Origin of the sequence: Hungatella sp. SL.1.14 (assembly GCF_024460495.1) — a bacterium.
Taxonomy (GTDB): Bacteria; Bacillota; Clostridia; order Lachnospirales; family Lachnospiraceae; genus Hungatella; species Hungatella hathewayi.
The window spans coordinates 44,519-65,857 of the sequence record NZ_JANFYJ010000027.1 but is presented as its reverse complement, the minus strand read 5'-3'; the positions used below and the strand labels follow the sequence as shown (position 1 = coordinate 65,857).

Below are 21,339 nucleotides of genomic sequence, written 5' to 3'. Positions count from 1 at the left end.
ATTAATATACCCCCTCAGTTTTTATATTCTTTTGATTTGTTTTTAAAACCGTAACTATTACGATAACGGCAAGCGCCAAACCTGCCAGGTTAATCCATAACGGATTTGAAATAATCATACACACTCCCGCAACCAGCAAAAGCAGTCTTGTTCCTACATTCAAATTATGTATTAGCCATCCCGACACCGCCACTGACAAAATCATGCAGCCTATGACTGCGGTTACTACTGCAATTACAATCATTACCGGGGTTCCCATCAAAAGCAGACTATTATCAAAGGCAAAGATAAATGGAATAATAAATCCGGTTAGAGCAAGTTTCAGTGCATCCCAGCCAGTTTCCCATACCCCCGCACCTGATATCCCGGAGGCAGCAAATACCGACAGTGCGACAGGAGGTGTAATTGTAGAAATCGCGCCGAAATACAGCAAGAATAAATGTGCCGCCATTTTACTCACTCCAAGGTTCAGTAATACCGGAGCGACCAATACCGCCAATACCATATATGCCGCTGATGTCGGGAGTCCCATGCCAAGCAGAAGACTGGCCACCATGGAAAGCAATAGTGCAAACAATAAATTTCCTCCGGATATCATTTCGATCAAACTGCTGATCTTAAGTCCAAAACCGGTAAGACTCATAGATCCCATGATAATACCTGCCAATATACATGCAGCAGCTACCGGGGCGATACTTTTTACCGAATTTTCGCAGGCCCTTAATATATTTCCAACAGTCATATTCCTACGATTTTTCATAAAACCAACAATTAATGTTACGATAATACTGTAAAACGCAGATAATTGAACACTCATGCCTGAAATGATAAGTGCCACCAGTACCAGCAGAGGAACCATAAACAACCAGCCTTCTTTCAATACTTCACGCGGTTTTTTGATATCCTCCGGATTACCGGCCGCTATATTATCTTTGCGGGCAATCAGATATACTGACACTGACAATGTCATATAATAAAGAATTGCCGGAACCAACGCCGCCAATGCAATCTTAGCATAGTTGATCCCTGTCATCTCAGCCATCAGAAATGCCACGGCCCCCATAACCGGCGGCATAATCTGACCGCCAGACGATGCAACTGCCTCTATCGCACCCGCGGTACTCGGCCGAATACCAATTTTCTTCATCAGCGGGATGGTAAAGGTACCTGTCGTTACTACATTTGCGGCCCCTGAACCATTAATAGTTCCCATCAGCATACTGGAATAAATCGCGGCCTGTGCCGGACCACCTCTCGCCTTCCCCACAAACGCAAATGCCAGATCCACGAAAAATGCGCCGGCTCCCGTAAGTTCCAGAATGCTCCCGAATAAAATGAACAGGAATATATACTTCGCACTCACGTACAGGGTCTGTCCAAAGATTCCATCACTGGATGTATAGATAAAAATCGCAATTCGGTTCACTGTAAACCTGGTTGTCTTCATCAGTCCCGGTACCATATTTCCAAAATAGCAGTACAGAAGAAACGCAACTCCGATCAAGGGAAGAATCTTCCCTACAGCCCGCCGTCCGACTTCCAGCACAAGCAGTACAGCTATCACCGCTACAATAATATCCTCTGTGGTATAAAGTCCTGCCTGTGTGACAAGACGCTCCTGCATGGCAACCTGATGGTAACAGGCATAGATCGTCAGTATAATAATAACGGCATCGTACACTGGTCCGATATACTTAAGTTTTGTGGGCTTTCTAAGCACAATATAACTCCCAATAAAACCCCAGTGCACCGCCGCCAGGACGTAGGAGGTCCAGGTTCCATAAGAGGCAGAAAACATATGAAACAGGCAAAGTATTACAGACATGCCAAGTGCGATCATATCTACCATCTTCTGATATTTTAATTTTTCTGTCATAAACAATTCCTTTCGCAAGTTCAATCTCTAGTCAATCAATCCCAACTCCCTGTAGTAACGCGCCGCACCAGGATGCAGTTTGGCCGCAGCAGAGGCTGCCGTCTCCGCATTGATTTCCTGACATGCCACATGTGCGTCTACATAATCAGGCTGTCCCTCCAAAGCCCCTTTCACAAATTGATAGACCGCCTCTTCAGGAACATCTCCGGATGCAATGATTTCCGTATATATTTTCAGTGTATTCACGGAATTCATATTTGGATATGCCCCTTCTTTTGTAGCCGCAGCGGTATAGTATGGATACTTCTCTACTACCTGCTTAAGGATCTCCTCTCCTGCATCAACAAACTTTAAATCAGAGGTAGCAGAAGCGCTTGTAAGACCCGATGCCGGTGCCGAGGCGACAAAAAATGTAGCATCAATCACACCATCAGTCAGTTTCTCAAGTCCCTCGTCAATTGAGTAGTAAACCGCTTTGATATCCGAATCAGGATTGATACCGTAAGCTTCTAAAATTGCTATAGACATAGCAGGAATCGTACTGCTTGGCGGTCCAAGACAAACTGTCTTGCCCCTTAAATCCTCATACGTCTCGATACCTGAATTTGCCGTTGTAATCATATGTCCCTGGCTCTCATACAGACGCATAACGCCTTTTACATTGCCTGGTTCTGCATAGATTTCATAAAAACCACTGCCGCCTCCATGCGATGACCAGTAGGCAGCATCTGCATTTGTCATGCCAAGATCCATCTCTCCTGACATACAAAGGTTTACATTCTCCACTCCTCCATTTGTAGTCTGTGCCACAACCGTTAAGTCTGGATTCTTTGTATTGACCTCATTAGCAATTGCAGCTCCGACAACATAATAAGTACCGGTACTGGCCGCGGTTCCCAGTGTCAGGTCATAATGTGTTCCTCCGCTTGAAGCACCTTCGGCCGCCGTACTGCCGGAATTCCCCGTTGTACTGTTTACATCTGTCGGGCTGCATGCCGCAGTCATGAAAACAGCTGCCAACAAAAGCATTGCCAAACCTGTATTTTTTCTCTTCATTTGAAACCCCCTGTTTTTTCTGTGATAAATATTGCGAGTGATGTCAGCTATGCTTTTCCCAGCAGTATCCGCTGATTATGACTTGTCATTTTCTTAATATCCCCTTCTGAAATACCCCGATCATACAGGCTTGTCACAAACTGTTCCAGACCTTCATCCGGATATATTCCTGTTTTCTGTCCTAAATCCGTAGAGAGAATAATATGGCTGGCTCCAATGGCACGTATCTGTTCCAACACTACTTCAAAGTCTACTTTTCCAGAATTGTATGTAACAAAACAATGTTCCATATAAGCACCGCAGCGCAGCAGTTCTAATTGTTCTTCCACCGTATAAAATGTGGTTGGGAAGTCCACATGTGTAATAATAATATGCTCTACCCGGTGTTCTTTCGCCGCCTTTACAAGCGCAAATGTCTCCTCATGTGAAAGATGCGACGTTGCCAGGATCATCTGATGTCCTGCAATCACCTCCAGAACCTGATGCGTTGCTTCTGTCAGCCTCCCGTCTTCACCGACCACGCGGATAACCGGATTGTCAATTCCCTCTTCACGCATCTGCAAAACCACCTGTGCCCAGTACGGAAGTTTTTTATCCGGATTCCGATCTCCTCCAAGTGTAAGATTTTGCTCATGTGCTGAATCACTGGTTGGAAACCAGACAAGCTTCGTACCAGCGCGTGCTGCCATCTCCACAGCTGCAGGATTGATTCCCCCTACCGATCCATTGAGTGTAATTGTCCCCACCGCATCGCATTCAGGATAAAGCTTCCTGGTCATTGCAGCGCGTTCTCCCGTACAAAAGTAATGAGACTTCATTGCAAATCCAGCCATCCCACTGTCCATTACCCGCTGTGCCATCTCGAAATCGTCGAGTCTTCTTGGCAGTACATCTGGGGCTGTATGCACATGAAGATCATATGCCCCCTGAATTAATTCTCTCATACTCTTCTCCTTGTTATGAGCACTTAGCGGCTGTCTTTTAGCCGCTTACGTGCGATACATGTCACTGGCACTTAGTGAGGTCTTTCACGAGCTTAGTGCAGTAACTTTGTTTCCGTTATAATACAGTCTCCCATTCACAGGAGGCTTTACGAATCTCCATACAGCAGTTCGGGCGCATCGAAACCACCCGGAAACCGCTCGCACGCATATCTCCGATTTTAATAAATGTAGCAAGCACCGAACTGGCACCACCCAAGCCGATCGGTCCAATCCCCTTTCCATTGACTGCATCCGTGATACGTTTCTCCATCTCACTCTGCACGTCATAACATCCATCCTTCATTGCCTCAAGAGAAAGCGAAGAGGCTTCCACCGCAGTACGCCCAAGGCCAAATGACAGCGTACACGGCTGGCAGCCAAGCGCTGCTACCTGTGGAACCGCCCATTCTATCATCTCCTCAACAACATGATCCAGAGAATGCATGTGAAATAAAGCCTGTGTTCTGCTCCTGATCTCTGGTCCTCCTCCAAGCATCAGGATAGTGAGACGAATTCTACTTCCCGCCATACGGCGGATTTGTGTAGGAGCGGGTTTTAACATCCCAGGCTCGTCATATAGGCCTTTGCACTGTGAAATACGCTCTAATTCGTCTCCGCGTACTCCCATCGGACGCGCCGGCAGGTCATTTAATCCCTTTCTGATCCCATCTTCCATTGCCGCCAAAAATCCAGCCGGAAGGACGGCCTCATCTCCAATTTCCAGAAACGGGTGCGGCGTCCCTGTATCATCGCACAATGCACAATGTTTTTTATCTGCAACAGCTGCATTTTTTATAAAATTTTCCATTGCCCATTTTGCGTGTGGAATCTCTTCCTCTGCACATGCCTGTTTCCAGCAGGCAACCTGATCGTCTCTCCAGTGAGAGCTTGCATCTACAACCGTCTGAGCGACATCTTCTGTCACTTTATTTAAAAACACCATATGTCCCCCCTAATTCGAAAAAACACTTTCACCGTCAGCCACTGCAACAATTGCCGGAAAATCTTTTACCGTAATCTCATAGAATGCTTCCATCCCAAATTCCGGATGCAGTACCGCGCGGCACTCACTCATCGAAGCCGTCAGTAATGCCGATACCGGCGGAGTAATCAAAAAATACGCCCCATTCTTTTTTAATCCCTCAATGGTCTCGGGAAGGAGCCTGCCTTTTCCAAGATGGAACATAGCTCCTTTTTCTGATAAAGGTATCATTGATCCCTCAATTTCCGGCTTACTCGTAGTAGTTGGAGCTATGCCGGCGCAGCTTACCGCAGTATGAAAAATCACAGCCCCGTCCAGTTCAATACCATGCTCCGATAACTCCCCCTTCTTTGCCAGCTCCACGACATACGGGAGTACCGCATCACGGCCGCAATATATTTTTCCGCTCATCTCAATCAGATCACCAGCTTTGAGCCTGCATTCTTTGTCTCTAAACGGAACATTAATCTTTATCAAATCTCTCACTTCTCCTTTTTAACACGTTTACCGGTATGTGTTACAGCTTCCAGCCCTCCAATACCTTTTTCCAATCACGGGCAACACCGGATTCAAAGTTATCCTTCACATGATGATCGGCCAGCCACTGCAGCTTTGTCCGAGTAGCTTCGGCCATTGTATACGGCAGCATCTCACTCTGTAAGAAATCAACAACATTCTTCAGTTCATGTTCACGCCGTTCCGCATGAATGATCGCTCCCGAGACATATCCATTGATAATTCCAATAAAGTCTGGTCCAAAAGTATCCACAAACGAGTCTACAATCGTCTGCTCCACGCCGAACCGCTGTGCCGCCTGCAGAGATTCAATCAGCAGGCAGCTAAGTCCTTTTGCTGTAATACTGCGTATGAACTTAATACTCGTCGCAGTCCCTGCCTCCCCTTCCACAACTTCCAGGCACATATGGTATGGCTCCATTTTATCCCGAAAGGCTTTCGCTCCATCGCCGCTCAACAACATCGGCACCTGATGCTTACTCTTTAGCAATGCCCCCATCATCGCTCCGTCAATAAGCAGGCCTCCCCTGGCCTTCACCATCTCACTGATCTTTTTCTTTTCTATTGGTGTCGCTGTAGACACATCCAGAAAAAGCTGTCCTTCTTTGATTCCCGCCGCTGCGTCTTCAGCAGCGGCTACCGCATAGTTGGAAGGAACCGCCGAAATCACCACATCCGCTTTCTGGCATACCTCTGCAGCACTCTCCACTTTTTCTCCCTGACAGGCTGCTACTCTCTCCTTCATGATTTCACTCATACGTTCATCATCCTGCATGGCATCATAGCACACTATTCTGTCGATACCTTCTCCGCGCAGACCCAGCGCGATTGACGATGCCGCTTCGCCAAAACCGATAAAACCGACTATCATAATCTTCTCCTTCTCATTCTCTTGTTATCAACAAAAATTTTTATTGTATTTCCATTATAATTCGTTTAAAATTAAAAGAAAATATTGTTTTTTTTGTCAAAGTCACAATAAAAAACTTGTCTTTATGCAAGGAGAACCTAATTATGAATATGACCGATATTCAATGCTTTATCAAGGTGACGGAACTAATGAGCTTTACAAAGGCAGCTGAAGCTCTTTATACATCTCAGCAGGCAGTAAGTCTTCACATCAAGCATCTCGAAAGTACCTATAAGGTACAACTGTTTGAACGTAAACCATCTCTGAAGCTGACGCCCTCCGGTCAGATGCTTTTAGAGGCAGCACGAGATATTATCGACCGGGAAAATCAGCTGCTGAACCAGTTTATTACCATGCAGGACGAATTTGTCGGCGAAATTACCATTGGACTGCCGCCAAACAGGTCGACAGCATTTGTCTGCGAATTTACTCCGCATTTTTCCAGCGAATATCCGAACATGACCATACATCTGGTTGAAAAAACATCTCCTGATTTATCTGCGGCTGTTAAAAATAACGAGATTGACCTTGCACTCCCACTCGTCTCAAAATATGAGTATTTTGATTCAGATTTATGTGAAATCGTTCCTTTGGAAACGGAAGATCTATATCTGATTATCTCGGATGGACTGCTCCGCAAATATTTCAGTGATCAATATCCAGCCTGTAAGACAGCCTTTATGGAGGGTGTGTCTGTAACCGATTTTTCCCATGTTCCAATGTTTTTACATCCTGCCTCCAGCCGCCTGCACGAAGCGATCGTGTCAAAGCTCGTCCAGAATGGTACACCGCCGTTTATGCGCATAAAAACATCACTGACCAGCTCTCTTGTATCTCTCTGTGCGGAAGGATATGGTGTATTTTTCAGTACCCCCATGCTTTTAAAGCACTTATACGATACTCAGCCAAAATGTTTTGAATCACTGCATGTGTTTCCTGTCATGGAATTTCAGGGAACCAGAAAAACACTCCTGCTCTATCACAAAAATAAGTATCTGAGCAAACCATTATCCAGCAGTATTCATATTATTCAACAGATATACAAAGAGCATAAATGTGTGATGGACAGAATTCAGGCGGAGAGATAAAAAGCAGTTTTCTGTATTCCGGTATCATAACTATACCATACAGAAGACCGCTTTTTTTCGTTTTGCCGGGATATCCATTTTTTACCATTCATTATCAATTAATCAGAAAATGCGCGTCTGTTCCAACATTTGGATATGAAAGAAATTTTCTCACAGTGAAATTCAAAATGAACGTTTAGAACTATCTGGAATAGATAGGATAATTTACAAAGGCGGCAGAACCAATTATATGAATATGGTACTGCCGCCTTTGTAAATTATGATATTGCTTCAATTTATTAAATCTATCTCCCCACTCTCACCCTCACAACATTCCAGGAATACGCTGAGAACTTAATCGTAAGGCAGTCTCCCTCCATCTCATAGGCACTGGAGGACTGCGGAATCACTCGATCCGGCTGGTCCGCCGTATTATACTGCTTTAAATCGTATCCCGCCATGGTGATGAACTCTTCCACACAGCATCCTGGATAATCCCGCAGACAGCAGGTAACTTCCAGATCCTCCTCGCCGCGGTTCATGGCAAATATGGTTACATACGCTCCGTCCTCGCTCTCCACTGCGATGCTCTCGAGAGCCGGCACATCAGTGTACTCGTTACAGTCGTACTTAGGAGCATCCACCAGCACATTTAAGGCTGTTCCTCTGCCGTAGAGAGAAGCGTGAAGGTAGGGGTAGTAGATGGTCTGTTTCCAGATCCTGCCGCCGTTTTCCGTCATGATCGGCGCGATGACATTGACCAGCTGAGCCATACAGGCGACCTTTACCCTGTCGGCGTGCTTTAAGAGCGTGATCATCATGCCGCCCACCAAAAGGGCATCCTCGAAGTTATACTGATCCTCATTGTACGCCGGTTTTTCTTTCCATTTCTCCGCTTTGGCATTGTCCGCAAATGCGTGATACCAGACATTCCACTCGTCAAAGGAGATGTTCAGAACCTTTTTGGAGCGTTTCTTCGCCTGTATGTAATCGCAGACAGAGACGATGTGGTTGATAAAACGGTCCATATCCATGGTATTGGCCAGGAAACTGGGCGTATCATTCTTCTCATTTCCGTAGTACTGGTGCATGGAAACGTAATCTACAAAGTCATAGGTATGATCCAGCACCGCAGCCTCCCATTCGTAGCACGTGTTCATACCAGAATTGGAGCTGCCGCAGGCCACCAGTTCGATCGACGGGTCCACCCATTTCATGACCTTGGCCGTCTCGCAGGCCGCGCGTCCGTACTCTTCTGCCGTTTTGTGGCCGATCTGCCACGGGCCGTCCATTTCATTCCCCAGATTCCAGAGTTTTACACCATGAGGATCACGATAACCGTTTTTGATTCGCAGATCGCTCCAGTAGGTGCCTCCCGGAAAATTACAGTATTCTACCAGATTACGTGCGGCATCCGCGCCTCTCGTTCCTAAGTTCACCGCCATCATCACATCCGTATCCGCACGGCGGCTCCACTCACAGAATTCATCCGTCCCCACCTGGTTGTCCTCGATGGCAAACCATGCCAGTTCCGTTCTCCTCGGCCGCAGCTCCTTCGGTCCGATTCCGTCCTCCCAGTTGTAGCCGGAGACAAAATTGCCGCCCGGATACCGCACAATGGGAACCTTTAGTTCCTTTGTGAGCGCGATCACATCCTTTCGAAATCCCATATCATCCGCCAGCGGATGGCCCGGATCATAGATTCCCCCATAGACCGCTCTGCCAATGTGCTCGATGAAATTACCGTAGATCCGGTTGTCGATCGGGCCGATTTTATAATCTTTGTCAATCTTAATTACCGCTTTTTTCATGCTTTAAGCCTCCTGTTTAATCTTCCTCTTCTCTATCAGCATCGGCATATATATGCCTCCCTGAACGCTTCTTCCTATAAAATGACAGTATCTCCCGCTCTCCGCATCATACCAGTCAGAAAACGGTACCCGGTCTTCTGTGGACCTTGCATACTCCGCTACCGGAGCCATCAGACGGTATAATGCGTCTCGATCGGGTGCAAATGCGGCACACCAGAGAATCCAGTCGCTTTTCGTATACGTCTTCCGGCTGTCTAACGGCACGCCGAAGGTGCCGCTCTTCTTTAAATAAAATGCGGTTTCTTTCTCAAATACCTCCGGTTTAAAGAGACCGCTTCCGAAGAAATGATCCCACACCAGATTGTATTTCAGGCTCCAGGACTCTTCACAGTCAAAGGTCAGGCGGTAGTGATCGCCGGCGTCACTGCGCGTCTCCCAACTCTGTGCCATCCTCACGGCTGCCTCATGGTACCGTTTCGCCTCCTCTTCCTTTCCAAGGCAGGCGGAGATTCTGCTGAATGCCTCGATTCCCATAACCGCCTTGGCCGACAGATTTACGTTGTGAGCCAGATGGCCGGCAAAATCATCGGTACAGAGCTGTTCTCCCGGATCTTCACCGTATGCGAGTAAATACCCAGCCCATGTTTTCAGCACCTCGTAATACGGCGAGGCAAATGCTCCCGAACGTTCCAGTTCACACACTGCCGCCGTTAAAATCATCATATTGCCGGATTCCTCCACCGGCATCTGGTCCCTCACATCATAGACGGACAGTCCCGCGGGATACTCGTAGTAAAATGGGAAAATAGCACCGTTATCGCAGCAAAATTCCCGGTTTTCTCCTTCTTTGCTAAGCCCGTAGACCTGGCCTGCCGCGTACGGATAGCGGCCCACATCATGCGGCGCAAAGTCGTACTCCCACACCGGGCAGCCTGCAAAACGGAAGACAGGCCGCAGCATGGCCTTCACGTAATCCGGATTAAAGAGCAGGAACATGGGGGCAGATGGATAGCTGATATCGACGGTCCCCGTACACCCGTTAGAATCATTTTCTTTGGAAAGGAAGACGAGATTCCCCTCCTGGTCCGCGATCAGCTTATGGGCTGCCATGACCTGGCGGTAGGAGATGCTGCATAGAAACGCGTAGTCGTCCCCGCCTGTATTCCTGGCCTGTTCCTCCAGACTCCGGTCAAATGCCTGCGCCTTTTCAGTCACCTCTTCCCGATCGCGGAAGCTTTCTCCAATCGCATCGAAAATGGTTTCATACGTCGTCGTCCAATAGGCCTTCTGCCAGGAACCGAAGTAAAAAATCGAGAGCAGATCATCATAGGCGGCGATCACCGTACACGCCATCTGATCGGTACCCAACTCCGCAGATGCCTTCAGCAGGCTGTACTCCGGATCGAAGAAGACTGTGACAGCCTCGTCCTCTGAAGCCAGAATCATGTCGCCCCAGTCTATGGTGATCCGGTCCCCACTGTGGCCTAAAGGCGTCTGGAATGCCTTTCTCATAGTACCGTAATGGAAATGATACGTCTCATTTTCATGGCTTCCGCCAATGATTTTTCCCGGCGTATCGAAGACCAGATCGCCGGTAACAGTAAAATCGATCTTCACGGAGACCTCCTGTTTCCTGCTTACGGTAAAATCAACGTAGGTACACGGTCTGGAGACCAGAACCGGATCCTCAGGCAGAAGCGGTGACAGGAAACGGACGAAAAGCCTCAGCTTCTCATTTTCAAAGGTATATGTGGTCGCAGTCGGTGTGACCTCCAGGCTTGTCTGGGGAATGACCGGATAACCGTCCTCACCGCCCAGGAAACGGAACCGTTCTCCGTCCGCGGTAATATGGCCATAAAGTCTTTTTTCCTTTCCGCTCCAGTGTGCCGTGTCCACATCATAAAGACAGTCGGCCGATGACCAGATGGAAAAATAGGGGTCGTGCACCAGCAGGGGCACGCTTGCCATGCGATTGATTCTCATATGATTAAATCTCCTTTATTTGATAATCCTACTCTTTCACTGACCCCAGCGTCAGGCCGGAGACGAAGAATTTCTGCATAAATGGATAGAATATTACGATCGGCAGGGACGCCACGACAATCTTTGCTGCGTTAAACGTTTTAAGCGAGGTAAGCGCTTCAATTTCCGCCGGAGTTAATGAGGAACTCATGACGCTGACCGTCGTATTGGTCAAAGTCTGGATATAGGTCTGCAAAGGCATATTGCTGGGCGTATTCATCAGCAGAAGGCCATCGAAGAAGTTGTTCCAGTGGAACACCACGGAAAATACGGTCACAGTGGCGATCGCCGGTTTGGCTAACGGCACGAAGATACGCATCATCATCTGGAATGGAGTGATTCCGTCCAGCATGGCCGACTCCTTGATCTCCTTGGGAAGATTTCTGAAGAAGTTCATCAGGAGAATGGTGTTGTAAACCGGAAGTGCTCCGGGAATTACCAGCGCCCATATGGTATCCATAAGCCCGGTCGCCTTGATAACGAAGTACCATGGGACGAGACTCGCACCGAACAGCATGGCGAAGATCATGAACCACATATACACTTTTCTGGCCGGGAAATCCGTTTCGTCCTGGGAAAGGGCAAATGCAGTGATAACCGTCAGAACCAGGTTGATCGCACCGCCTAAGACTACCCGCTGTACAGAAATCCACATGGCCTGCATAAACTTGTGATCAGTCATTAAGACCTTGTACGGTGTAAAGGTCAGCTCCACCGGCCAGAGTGTCACCTTCCCCGACAGGGCAGCCGTTTTGCTGCTGAGTGACAGTGCAATGACATGCAAAAGAGGGATTAAACAGCTGAGCCCCAGGATAAGCAGAAGCAGAAAGACACAGAAGTCAAACAGCCGGTTCTGCCACGTATTATATTTTTTCATGGTTTATCCCCCCTAAAAGATCTGATAATTGGCAAATTTCTTTGCCAGCTTATGCGCCGTGACAATCATAATGAAGCTGATCGCCGACTTTAAGAGCCCAATGGCGGTGGCCAGTGAGTACTGGGCGTTGACGAAGCTCAACCGGTATACGTATGTATCGATAATATCTCCGCTCTGGTACACAACCGGACTGTACATGTTATAGATCTGGTCGAAGCCAGCGTTTAAGATATTGGCGATATTTAAGGTAGCTACCATGACAATGGTGACGCGGATGCTGGGCAGCGTAATATGCCATATTTTCGCCAGTCTGCCTGCGCCGTCCACCGAGGCCGCTTCATAGAGTTCCGGGTTGATGCCCATGAGGGCTGCAATGAAGATAATGGCCCCGTAGCCGAACTCCTTCCACACATCTGTGCTGATCACCACGCCCTGAAACAGTTTATTGGATCCGAGGAACATTAACGGTTCTTTTAAGATTCCGAGGCTCATAAGGCCCTGATTTAAGATTCCTCCTGTGTCCAGAAGATTCTTGAATATCGTCGCCAGAATTACCCATGACAGGAAATGCGGCAAAAAACAGATAGTCTGAACCGATTTCTTAAACTTTACGCTGGTGATCTCATTTAAAAGAATGGCGAAGAATATGGACAGCACCATCGTGAGTACCAGTTTCCCCACTGCGATGGTGAACGAGTTCCGGAATATTCTGGCCGTATCGGGCAACAGCAGCATGTGCTTGAAATTGGCAAGCCCCACCCATTTGGACTTTAAAAATCCCATAATCGGCTGATAATTCTGAAATGCCATGATATTTCCGAAAAACGGAATAATCGTATAAATAAACAATAGAGCAAAGCCCGGCAGCATCAGCAGATGATATTGGTATGTCTGCCTTATGGTTACGTGTCTCCCTTCCTTTCTTCTTCTCTTCCTTCCTGCTACTTTTCCCATACGAAACTTCCTTCCTTTTTGAACTCCCTGTAATTGGGAATGCCTGCTCTTCCCGATTTTGAAAACCGGAGGTTTTTGACCTCCGGTTTTCCATTCCTCATTTGCTGAGATCTCCTAGTTGGCGCCAGCCAGTTCTGACATTTCCTGCGTAATGGTATCACCACCCAGTGCCTTCCACTGGCTGACAAATTTATCAAATTCGTCAATCGTTGTGTTTCCAGTGAGGACTTGTAAATAAAATTCATCTTCCTGCGTCTCTAAGGTTGCCCATAAGGATTCCATAGAAGGAGAATCCGCATAGCTGGCCGCATACTGAAGATTTAGCTTATCCGCCTGACTCTGTACGGTCCAGGCACCATTGGCCCATCCCCAGCCATTCGCAGTAGAAATATTTTTCTCTACAGTCTTTCTGAAGCCGTCTTTCTGAACTGCGGTATATCCGTTGTACCATGTCTTTCCATCGCCGCTTAAATCATCGTAAGCCACTTTTCCGTCAATACAGTCCATCACAGACTGAATCTGTTTTTCCTTGGCATCATAATCACAGTGAAGAACATTGATGGGATAATAGTGCCAGGAGAATGGGGAATCCATACCATTAGGCCGGACATTCTCTGCCTGAGACTGATCTAAATCATACTGATAATTAATCGTCTTTACGACCGCTTCCTTGATATCTTCTGAACAGCCTTTCTTTACTACAATGTAGGTAGTGGTTGGACTCTTCATGGGGACGTTCAGTTTGCCTTCCGCATTTAAAGGAGCTACGTAAGAATTCCATTTTACAGAATCATCCGCACCTTCCAGCATGGATACCACCGGCCACTGGTTCGACCACCATGCGCCAAAGAAAATACCCGCCTGGCCATTGCTGATCATTTCCACACACTGTTCGGAGTCTCTGACTGCAAAAGAAGGATCGATAACCCCCTCTTCCACCAGCGTTCTGATCTCTCCAAGAGCTGTCTTAGCCTCTTCTGTGATGGAACCGTATACCACAGAGCCATCATCCTGTTTGATCCACATCTTCGGATAGGCATCAAATAAGGTAAACAGTCCATTTATATGCCACGTTCCTCCGTTCTTCTGAACCAGTTTTTTATCGGAAGAAAGCCCTACCGCAATTCCATCTGTCACATTGCCACCTGGATTCTTCTCCATAAAGGTTTTTGCAATGTTCACAATGTCGTCCAATGATTTTGGCTCTTCCAGCCCCAATTCTTCCATCCAGTCCTCCCGGATATAAACAAGAGGTACACTGTCCATACCTGGCTGAATATCAGGAATTGCCATCAGTTTTCCGTCAAAGGTCGCAAGACCTTCCGACATACCATTAGTGGAATCAAAACATTTTTTCAATGCATCGGAGCGGTAAGTTGCAAACGCTTCCGTCATATCCTCCACCGCACCGGCATTGACCAGCTGAACCAGCTGAGTGTATGTTACATTCATGACGTCCGGCATGTCTCCCGATGCGATGGCCATAGCGACCTTTGTTGGATACGAGGCGTCATCTACGGAAAAATCATATATGTATTCTGTATTTAATTGATCCTGAAGATATTTTACAATATAGTTGTTATGGGAATCCTCACCGTCCGGATACGTAACATTGGCTGACTCCGCTCTTCCCACATGAATCACAGTTGTCTCCTCATTTACCGGACCGTAAGGATCTACCTCCTCTGTGACAGCGGCCGACTGAACATTCGACTCTTTCGCAGCATCTTTCGTTGTTGATTCAGTCTTGACAGAAGAATCTTCTGGTGCCTTCGTATTTCCTCCACAACCAGCCATACAGCCCCCTGCCATACATGCGGTCACGAGCAGTGATACTAATTTTTTCCTTCTTTTCATGGTAACCTCCATTATAATTAGTTTTCAACCCCTGCTGCTTACGGCGCCTTAAGCAGCGATTTATTTCATGTCTTTATTATATCCTCTGGTATTTTCCCTGTATATACAAGGTTTTTCGCATTCCTATCACAAAATTACCCTTTTATGGCCTTCCACTGTTATCCTGCTGGAAAATCTGCTAGAATAAATTTATAGATTTACATGAATGGAAGGAGTGTTAGCCATGTATCAGATTTTAGTCGTCGATGATTCCGTTCTCGATGTTGACTGCATCACATTTCTTATTAATAAATACGAACTGCCTCTTGAGGTTGCCACCGCGGTAAATGGCCAGGAGGCTCTGGGACTCTTTCAGAACCCTGAAAATCATTTTGATATTCTTTTTACGGATATTCGTATGCCATTTCTCGATGGCCTGGGACTGTCCAAAGAGGTGAGAAAGCTTTCACCGAATACAAGAATCGTCATTTTCAGCGGCTTTAATGATTTTGAATATGCCAAAACCGCCATCACCATTGGCGTAGAAGATTATCTGATGAAACCGGTCATTCCTGATGAATTCGTTTCTGTCATGACTCGCGTTATTAACGGAGTAGAGGAGACTAACCGCCAGATCCAGACACGCCGCAGTGAGACCAGACTTTTAAAAAATCATATGCTATGGCTGGCTGTCAATGGAAAAAATGGTACGCCTGCAGACAGTTCTTCATTTTTTAAGGATCGTTATACCGGCCTTATGCTAATCGAATGCAGCAATGAATTTTTCAGTCTGGAAGGCATATCCTTTCAGGAAAAACTGGAAGGCATCCTCACTGTCCCTTTTGACTATCTGAATCTTGATCCAGCCCGAAGCATTCTGTTCTTTAAGGAGGAGGCATTTCTCTTTCCTTGTGCACAGGCTGTATGTTTATGTGCTGAAAAAGAATTCAATCAGAAATGCTGTGTGGCGTTTCAGGATCTCCCTGACAACAGTTCCATAAGCCAGATTTATACACAGCTGGAAAAACGGTTGGAGAATCACTTTTTCTTTCCAGAACAAAACATTTTTCTGCCGGATGGTCCGGATCACCCTTACGCTGCCTCCGGTCATATTTCCATTGATATCGTATCCGATGATCTGCGCCTGAAGGATTATGACTCCCTGATGCATCATTTGGAGGATCTCTTTGAATCTTTAAAGCATGAGAAAACCCACTCCCTGATTTTCGTCAAGTACTGTTTCACCGAGTTGATGAAAGAAATAATCCATTACCTTCCAGACGATCAAAAGCCGGATTTAAACAAAGTGGCAGAAAAAATCTATAGTTCTGCAAACATCGTGGAACTGATGGACATGACCTGCAGTCAGGCCAAAAAACTGCTCAGCCAGACGCAGAAAAATCAGGGAAGCTGTCTGAAATCAGATAAGATCCGGCAGTATATCTATCAGAATTACACCCAGCCATTGTCTCTAAATGATATCTCCAGCCATTTTTACATAAGTCCCAATTATCTTTGCTCCGTATTTAAAAAAGAGACGGGATGTAATCTGATGAAATTTATCAATGAATACCGACTGGAACAGGCCGCAAAACTGCTTTTGGAGACAGAGATGAAAGTCAACAAAATAGCTGAAACCGTGGGATTCTCCAATCCCTCCTACTTTTCCCAGCGTTTCCGCGACTACTATGGAGAAAGTCCGGAAAATTACCGCCAGAAGGAGACTTACTAATGGTAAATACTCTAAAACGAATCAGAAGGGGCTTTCTGGACATGGGGATCCGCAGAAAAGTCCTGATCGTCTTTCTGCTGGTAGGTGCACTTCCGTTCCTGTGCTATATCATCCTTTCCAATCGCTATACCAACCGGATCATCCTGGAAAGAGAGCGGTCCCTGACCGAACTTGCACTGGAGCAGGCAGTCAGTTCTGTAGACAATAAGCTAATCACTTATAATAATCTTTCTAATTTCATGTTTAATAATAATGCTATTATGAAGGTATTAAATACCAGCTATCATGACGATTATTTCCAAATGTACAAGGCTTATTCCGACACCATTGAACCTCTTTTTCTCACCTACTATGCCCTGTATCCGGATCTGGAGGCTATCACAATTTACTCTTCCGGTGATATTCATCCTTATAATAATTATATTTTGGGTCTGGACAGCCTGTATCAGAAGGAATGGTTTCCCCAGGTACATAACCAGTATATTCCTACCTGGGTCTCTGCCGTGGAAGACGGCAAACCATATCTTTACTCCACCAGACTAATTGGAGATATCAGGCAGTACAAGAGTTCAAATTACCTCTCCTTCCGAATTAATTATGATATGTTCTTTGAACCGTTTTTATCTCTCTCGGAGGACAAATACGATGTTGCAGTTACGGCTCAGGATGGAAGTCTGATCTTTTCCACCTCTGATCTTCCCAGGGAGGAACTGACAGCATTTCTAACTGATTTATCTGATACCCGGTACTTAAAACTGACTTCCTCCATACCGGAGACAGGCTGGAATATCTGTTACTATAAGACTTACACCTCCATCCACAGTGCAGTCAATGCGATTACCCGCGGTACTTATGCCTTTGGCTGGATTATCCTTCTGTTCCTCGGAGTCATGGTCTTAATCATCTCAGTTTCTATCGTCACCCCCATCGAAAATCTGACTGAGAAGATCGACGAGGTGCGTACCGGAGATATGAATGATCTGTCGGTTTCCCTGGGTAGTTCACGCCACGATGAGATCGGCACGCTTTTTCAAACATTTTCACGTATGATGGGGGAAATCAATCACTATATTATGGTAAACTTAAAACACGAGCTGGAAAAGAAGAATTATCAACAAAAAATTCTGTATGCACAGATTAATCCACATTTTCTTTATAATTCCTTATCACTTATCAACAGCCGTGCGATTCTGTCCGGGCAGAACGATATCAGCGAAATGGTCATTCTCCTGTCCACGTTTTACCGCACTGCGCTGAATAAAGGAAAAGATATCACTACACTTGAAAATGAACTGATGAATATTCAGGCCTATGTAAAGATTCAGCTCTTCTCCTACAGCGAGTCCATCGAAGTTGTTTACAACATCGAGGAGGCCTTAGCCGGCGTTCCATTTCCCAATTTCATTCTCCAGCCACTGGTGGAAAATGCGCTGGACCATGGCTTAAAGAACAGTCTGAAGAAGGACAAAAAGCTGACTGTCACCGTAAAAAAAGAAGAGTACATGGCAGTAGATTTTATCTCTATTTGGATTGAGGATAACGGCTGTGGCATGGAAAAGGAAGCTGTAGAACATCTGTTTTCCGTACAGACGAGCGGCTATGGCATGAAAAATGTCAACGACAGGCTGCGACTGCTCTATGGAGACAAGTATACCCTTACGATTACCAGCAAACCAGACAGAGGAACTACAGCATTTGTCAGACTTCCCTGTGATATAGGGCAAAAAAATGAATCGGTAAGAAATGCGTAAAGAACAGCAGCTATCTGGCAGCTTTCCTCCTAAACAGCCAGCATCAGCTCCATCCGCTGGATAATATGATCCTGATACTCCTTATCCAATTCCACAAAATAGCCGCTCCAGCCCCACACCCGTACAATCAGGTTCTTATAATTTTCAGGATGTTTTTGCGCTTCCAACATAGTGTCCCGGTTCACGGAATTCAATTGAAGCTGATGGCCTCCCAGATCCATAAAAGACTTTACCAGCACCGCGACCTTGGCACAGCTTTCCTCTGTTCGGAACACGGTGTCATGAAGTTCCAGCGTCAGAGGTCCTCCGTTAATTACCCGTTTCAAATCCGGTTTGGTAAAAGACTGGATAATCGACACAGGACCTCTGCATCTGGAAAACAGGCTGGGTGAGTAATTTGCACCAAACCCCTCTCCTTTGCGCCTTCCATCCGGAGTCGCTGGCAGATTCTCGGCATGACGAATATAGTACATGGCAGATCCTGTTCCCGCTCGGTAAATACCGCCTCTGTCATTGCTTCTTCCCTTTAAGGAATCTGCAAAAATGTTCAGCAGCCGGACCGCGATCCCATCTACGTAATCATTATCATTTCCCATCTTGGGAGATTCATAGCGCAGCCGGTTACAAAGCAGCTCGTCGCTCTCAAAATCATTCTTAAGGGCCTTAACCAGACTGAGGGCATCCGTGCTCTTTTCCTCATACACAAATTTTTTCACGGCTGCCATGGAATCTGCCGCTGTGGCGATTCCTGTTCCATGGAACCCGTAATTGTTATATTTACATCCGAGGGACACATCAATTCCTTTTTCACAACAGCCTTCCATCATCAGGGATAAAAACGGCGCTGGATATAGATAGACCCCATTCACTTGTTTACATAATGCTTCAACCTGACTATTAATCTTGTTTCTTACCGCCTCCTCAAACTCTTCATAGGAGCGGCACTGCTCCAGTTTCTCCATGACAGCGTCGGAGACAGCCTTTGTGAAAGAAAGAGCTTCGATATTAGGAATATCCATGGCTGTGCCTGGAATGATAAATTCCCAGCAGGCGGCTACTACATAGCGGTAAGCATCCTTTTTCTCATACCCCAGCTCCATAAGCCCCGGAATCACCACATCGTCATTGGAATACTGCGGGAATCCAAGCCCCTGCTTTGTCAGCTGTGTCCCCAATATATATGTATCCAGCGGAGTCTTTTCGTGCACTCGCAGATTGATTTTAGGATCAATCACCTTCAGCTCCAGGCTGGCTTTTAAACACAATTCCGACAAGAGATTGTAGCTGTCTGTACCATCTTCATTTAATCCTCCGAGCACCAGACTCTGTCCGTTATCCCCCTGCTGCATGCCCGGATATAAATCACTGTCCCGGTTAAAGGTTAAAAAGAATTCTTCCAGCAGTTCCAGCGCGCTCTCCTTCGTATGTATCCCCTTATCCAGATCAGCCTTTAAGTATGGATAAATATACTGATCAAACCGGCCCACTGTGTTGTGGTAGTTCCTCCCGCACCACATGGTAAAATGGATAATCCGAAACATAGAAAGCGCCTCCAGAAAACTCTGCGGTGCGTGTGCAGGAACAGACAGCAGCGTTTTGGCAACCACTTCATTCCCCCTCTGTTCAGCCAATTTCTGATATCTGGATGCAAGGGAAAGTACGTGATCCAGAATATCAATCTGCAGCTGAAGATAATGAGCTTTTTCTCTCTCACCACGCTGGAAAAATTCTTCCCTAAGAGCTTCCAGCTCCGTCTTCTTTGCATAAAATCCCTGATTCAGCAGTTTCGTATAGTCGACACTGATATTGCACACATCACCCTTCTCATGGATCCAGTGTGTCTTTTTTAAATCTCTCATCTCCTCTTCTGTAAAGATCTCCGGTATCGTCGTCACCGTTCTGGTAAACGCGATCCGCTCTCCCTCAAATAAGACGGGCTCTTCTTTATCCAGTACATAAATCAGCCTCCTGGCTGCCCGATCCACATCCGGTATCTGTTCTGCCGCAAACTGTTCTGCTAAAATATAAGGGTCCTCCGGTTCTTGCCACATGGCCTTCTGTCCCTTATCCACTACAAAAAACTGACGCATTTTTTCAATATTCTCTGTCATAATACCTCGCTCCTTATTCCATATTCTTCAAATACTTTCTGCGACACCCAAACAGTTTGTTCCGGATCAAACGCCGGCCGGTATTCTTTCTTTACCATAGCATACTTAGCGCCTGCTGTCTTATGGTATGGCAGAAGCTCTACCTTTATAAGCGCCTTTGCCCCTGCGATCCACTTGGCAGTACTCCTGAAATTCTCCTCGTTGTCATTCACTCCCGGAATCAGAGGGATACGGATGACAAACGGAATCTCTCCCGCACAGAGAATCCGGGCATTCCCCAAAATTTTTTTATTATCCACTCCTGTATACTTTTTGTGAAGAACCGCATCAAACATCTTAATGTCCATCATCACGTAATCCAGATGGGCGATCACCTTCCGAAAAACGTCTTCTTCACAGTATCCAGAGGTTTCTACCGCCCGGTGTACCTCTGGAATCCCGCTTAAAACTTCCGTTAAAAATTCCGCCTGCATAAGCGGCTCTCCACCCGAAAATGTAACTCCGCCTCCATACCTGGCATAGTAATCACTGCTCTTTCGGATCCTGAGGATCAGCTCCTCTGATGTCATCTTCTCTCCGGCAATCCGTCTCAGATGCAGGGGACACACCGGAATGCATTCCCCGCAGCTAATACACGTCTTATGTCTGCACACCTCCCTGCACTTCCCACATCCGGTGCAGGACGCCGTACCTACCATCAACTGGGGAACCCCACTCAGCCCCTCCGGGTTATGACACCAGCTGCATCTTAACGGGCATCCTTTTAAAAACACAGTCTGCCGAAGGCCTGGACCATCGAAAACAGTAAACTCCTCTACATCGAAAACGACTCCTTCTCTCATTTTCACTCCTTTT

The 21,339-nt window shown here is 46.5% G+C and carries 16 protein-coding genes; 3 read left to right on the top strand and 13 right to left on the bottom strand.

Features of this window, described 5'->3' with window-relative positions:
* Position 1: 1 nt before the first annotated feature.
* The 6 genes from NE473_RS24225 to NE473_RS24200 all read right to left on the bottom strand — a co-directional run bounded on the left by NE473_RS24225 (position 2) and on the right by NE473_RS24200 (position 6,284).
* Positions 2–1,876, bottom strand: a complete 1,875-nt coding sequence (locus NE473_RS24225; protein WP_055651270.1) for a TRAP transporter permease — start codon at positions 1,874–1,876, stop codon at positions 2–4.
* Between the two features lie 27 nt (positions 1,877–1,903).
* Positions 1,904–2,932 carry a TAXI family TRAP transporter solute-binding subunit gene (locus NE473_RS24220; RefSeq protein WP_006774376.1) on the bottom strand — a complete coding sequence of 343 codons (1,029 nt, stop codon included), beginning with the start codon at positions 2,930–2,932 and terminating at the stop codon, positions 1,904–1,906.
* A gap of 47 nt (positions 2,933–2,979) precedes the next feature.
* Positions 2,980–3,876: a DUF6282 family protein gene (locus NE473_RS24215; protein ID WP_006774375.1), complete on the bottom strand. Its 897-nt coding sequence runs from the start codon at positions 3,874–3,876 to the stop codon at positions 2,980–2,982.
* Between the two features lie 115 nt (positions 3,877–3,991).
* Entirely contained in the window at positions 3,992–4,858 is an 867-nt protein-coding gene (locus tag NE473_RS24210; protein WP_055651271.1) for a fumarate hydratase, read from the bottom strand.
* Between the two features lie 9 nt (positions 4,859–4,867).
* Positions 4,868–5,383 (bottom strand): fumarate hydratase C-terminal domain-containing protein, encoded by a 516-nt coding sequence (locus NE473_RS24205; RefSeq protein ID WP_006774373.1) that lies wholly within the window; start codon positions 5,381–5,383, stop codon positions 4,868–4,870.
* A 31-nt stretch (positions 5,384–5,414) separates the two neighbouring features.
* Positions 5,415–6,284 (bottom strand): NAD(P)-dependent oxidoreductase, encoded by an 870-nt coding sequence (locus NE473_RS24200; protein WP_006774372.1) that lies wholly within the window; start codon positions 6,282–6,284, stop codon positions 5,415–5,417.
* Between the two features lie 143 nt (positions 6,285–6,427).
* On the opposite strand from NE473_RS24200, the gene NE473_RS24195 reads away from it, so the two are divergent.
* Positions 6,428–7,411 carry a LysR family transcriptional regulator gene (locus tag NE473_RS24195; RefSeq protein WP_055651272.1) on the top strand — a complete coding sequence of 328 codons (984 nt, stop codon included), beginning with the start codon at positions 6,428–6,430 and terminating at the stop codon, positions 7,409–7,411.
* 284 nt (positions 7,412–7,695) lie between these two features.
* On the opposite strand, the gene arfA is transcribed toward NE473_RS24195, so the two are convergent.
* From arfA to NE473_RS24170, 5 genes are all read right to left on the bottom strand, one after another.
* Positions 7,696–9,201: an arabinosylfuranosidase ArfA gene (arfA, locus tag NE473_RS24190; protein WP_055651273.1), complete on the bottom strand. Its 1,506-nt coding sequence runs from the start codon at positions 9,199–9,201 to the stop codon at positions 7,696–7,698.
* A 3-nt stretch (positions 9,202–9,204) separates the two neighbouring features.
* Positions 9,205–11,184, bottom strand: coding sequence for a glutaminase domain-containing protein (locus tag NE473_RS24185; RefSeq protein WP_055651274.1), 1,980 nt, complete (start codon positions 11,182–11,184; stop codon positions 9,205–9,207).
* Between the two features lie 28 nt (positions 11,185–11,212).
* The gene (locus tag NE473_RS24180) at positions 11,213–12,100 is read right to left on the bottom strand and encodes a carbohydrate ABC transporter permease (RefSeq protein ID WP_006773455.1); all 888 of its coding nucleotides are present in this window, start codon (positions 12,098–12,100) and stop codon (positions 11,213–11,215) included.
* 12 nt (positions 12,101–12,112) lie between these two features.
* On the bottom strand, positions 12,113–13,054 hold the full coding sequence (locus NE473_RS24175; RefSeq protein ID WP_256265401.1) for an ABC transporter permease: 942 nt from the start codon (positions 13,052–13,054) through the stop codon (positions 12,113–12,115).
* A 114-nt stretch (positions 13,055–13,168) separates the two neighbouring features.
* Complete coding sequence (locus tag NE473_RS24170; protein WP_256265400.1) at positions 13,169–14,911, bottom strand: type 2 periplasmic-binding domain-containing protein; 1,743 nt, start codon at positions 14,909–14,911, stop codon at positions 13,169–13,171.
* A gap of 223 nt (positions 14,912–15,134) precedes the next feature.
* Between NE473_RS24170 and NE473_RS24165 the strand changes: the two genes are divergently transcribed.
* A complete protein-coding gene (locus NE473_RS24165; RefSeq protein ID WP_039891554.1) occupies positions 15,135–16,622 on the top strand; it encodes a helix-turn-helix domain-containing protein in 1,488 nt (495 codons plus the stop codon).
* Positions 16,622–18,373 carry a sensor histidine kinase gene (locus tag NE473_RS24160; RefSeq protein ID WP_055651275.1) on the top strand — a complete coding sequence of 584 codons (1,752 nt, stop codon included), beginning with the start codon at positions 16,622–16,624 and terminating at the stop codon, positions 18,371–18,373. The genes NE473_RS24165 and NE473_RS24160 overlap by 1 nt, the downstream gene beginning before the upstream one ends.
* A gap of 29 nt (positions 18,374–18,402) precedes the next feature.
* On the opposite strand, the gene NE473_RS24155 is transcribed toward NE473_RS24160, so the two are convergent.
* A complete protein-coding gene (locus tag NE473_RS24155) occupies positions 18,403–20,484 on the bottom strand; it encodes a pyruvate formate lyase family protein (RefSeq protein WP_055651276.1) in 2,082 nt (693 codons plus the stop codon).
* Positions 20,481–21,326, bottom strand: a complete 846-nt coding sequence (locus tag NE473_RS24150; protein WP_055651277.1) for a glycyl-radical enzyme activating protein — start codon at positions 21,324–21,326, stop codon at positions 20,481–20,483. The genes NE473_RS24155 and NE473_RS24150 overlap by 4 nt, the downstream gene beginning before the upstream one ends.
* Between the last annotated feature and the right edge of the window lie 13 nt (positions 21,327–21,339).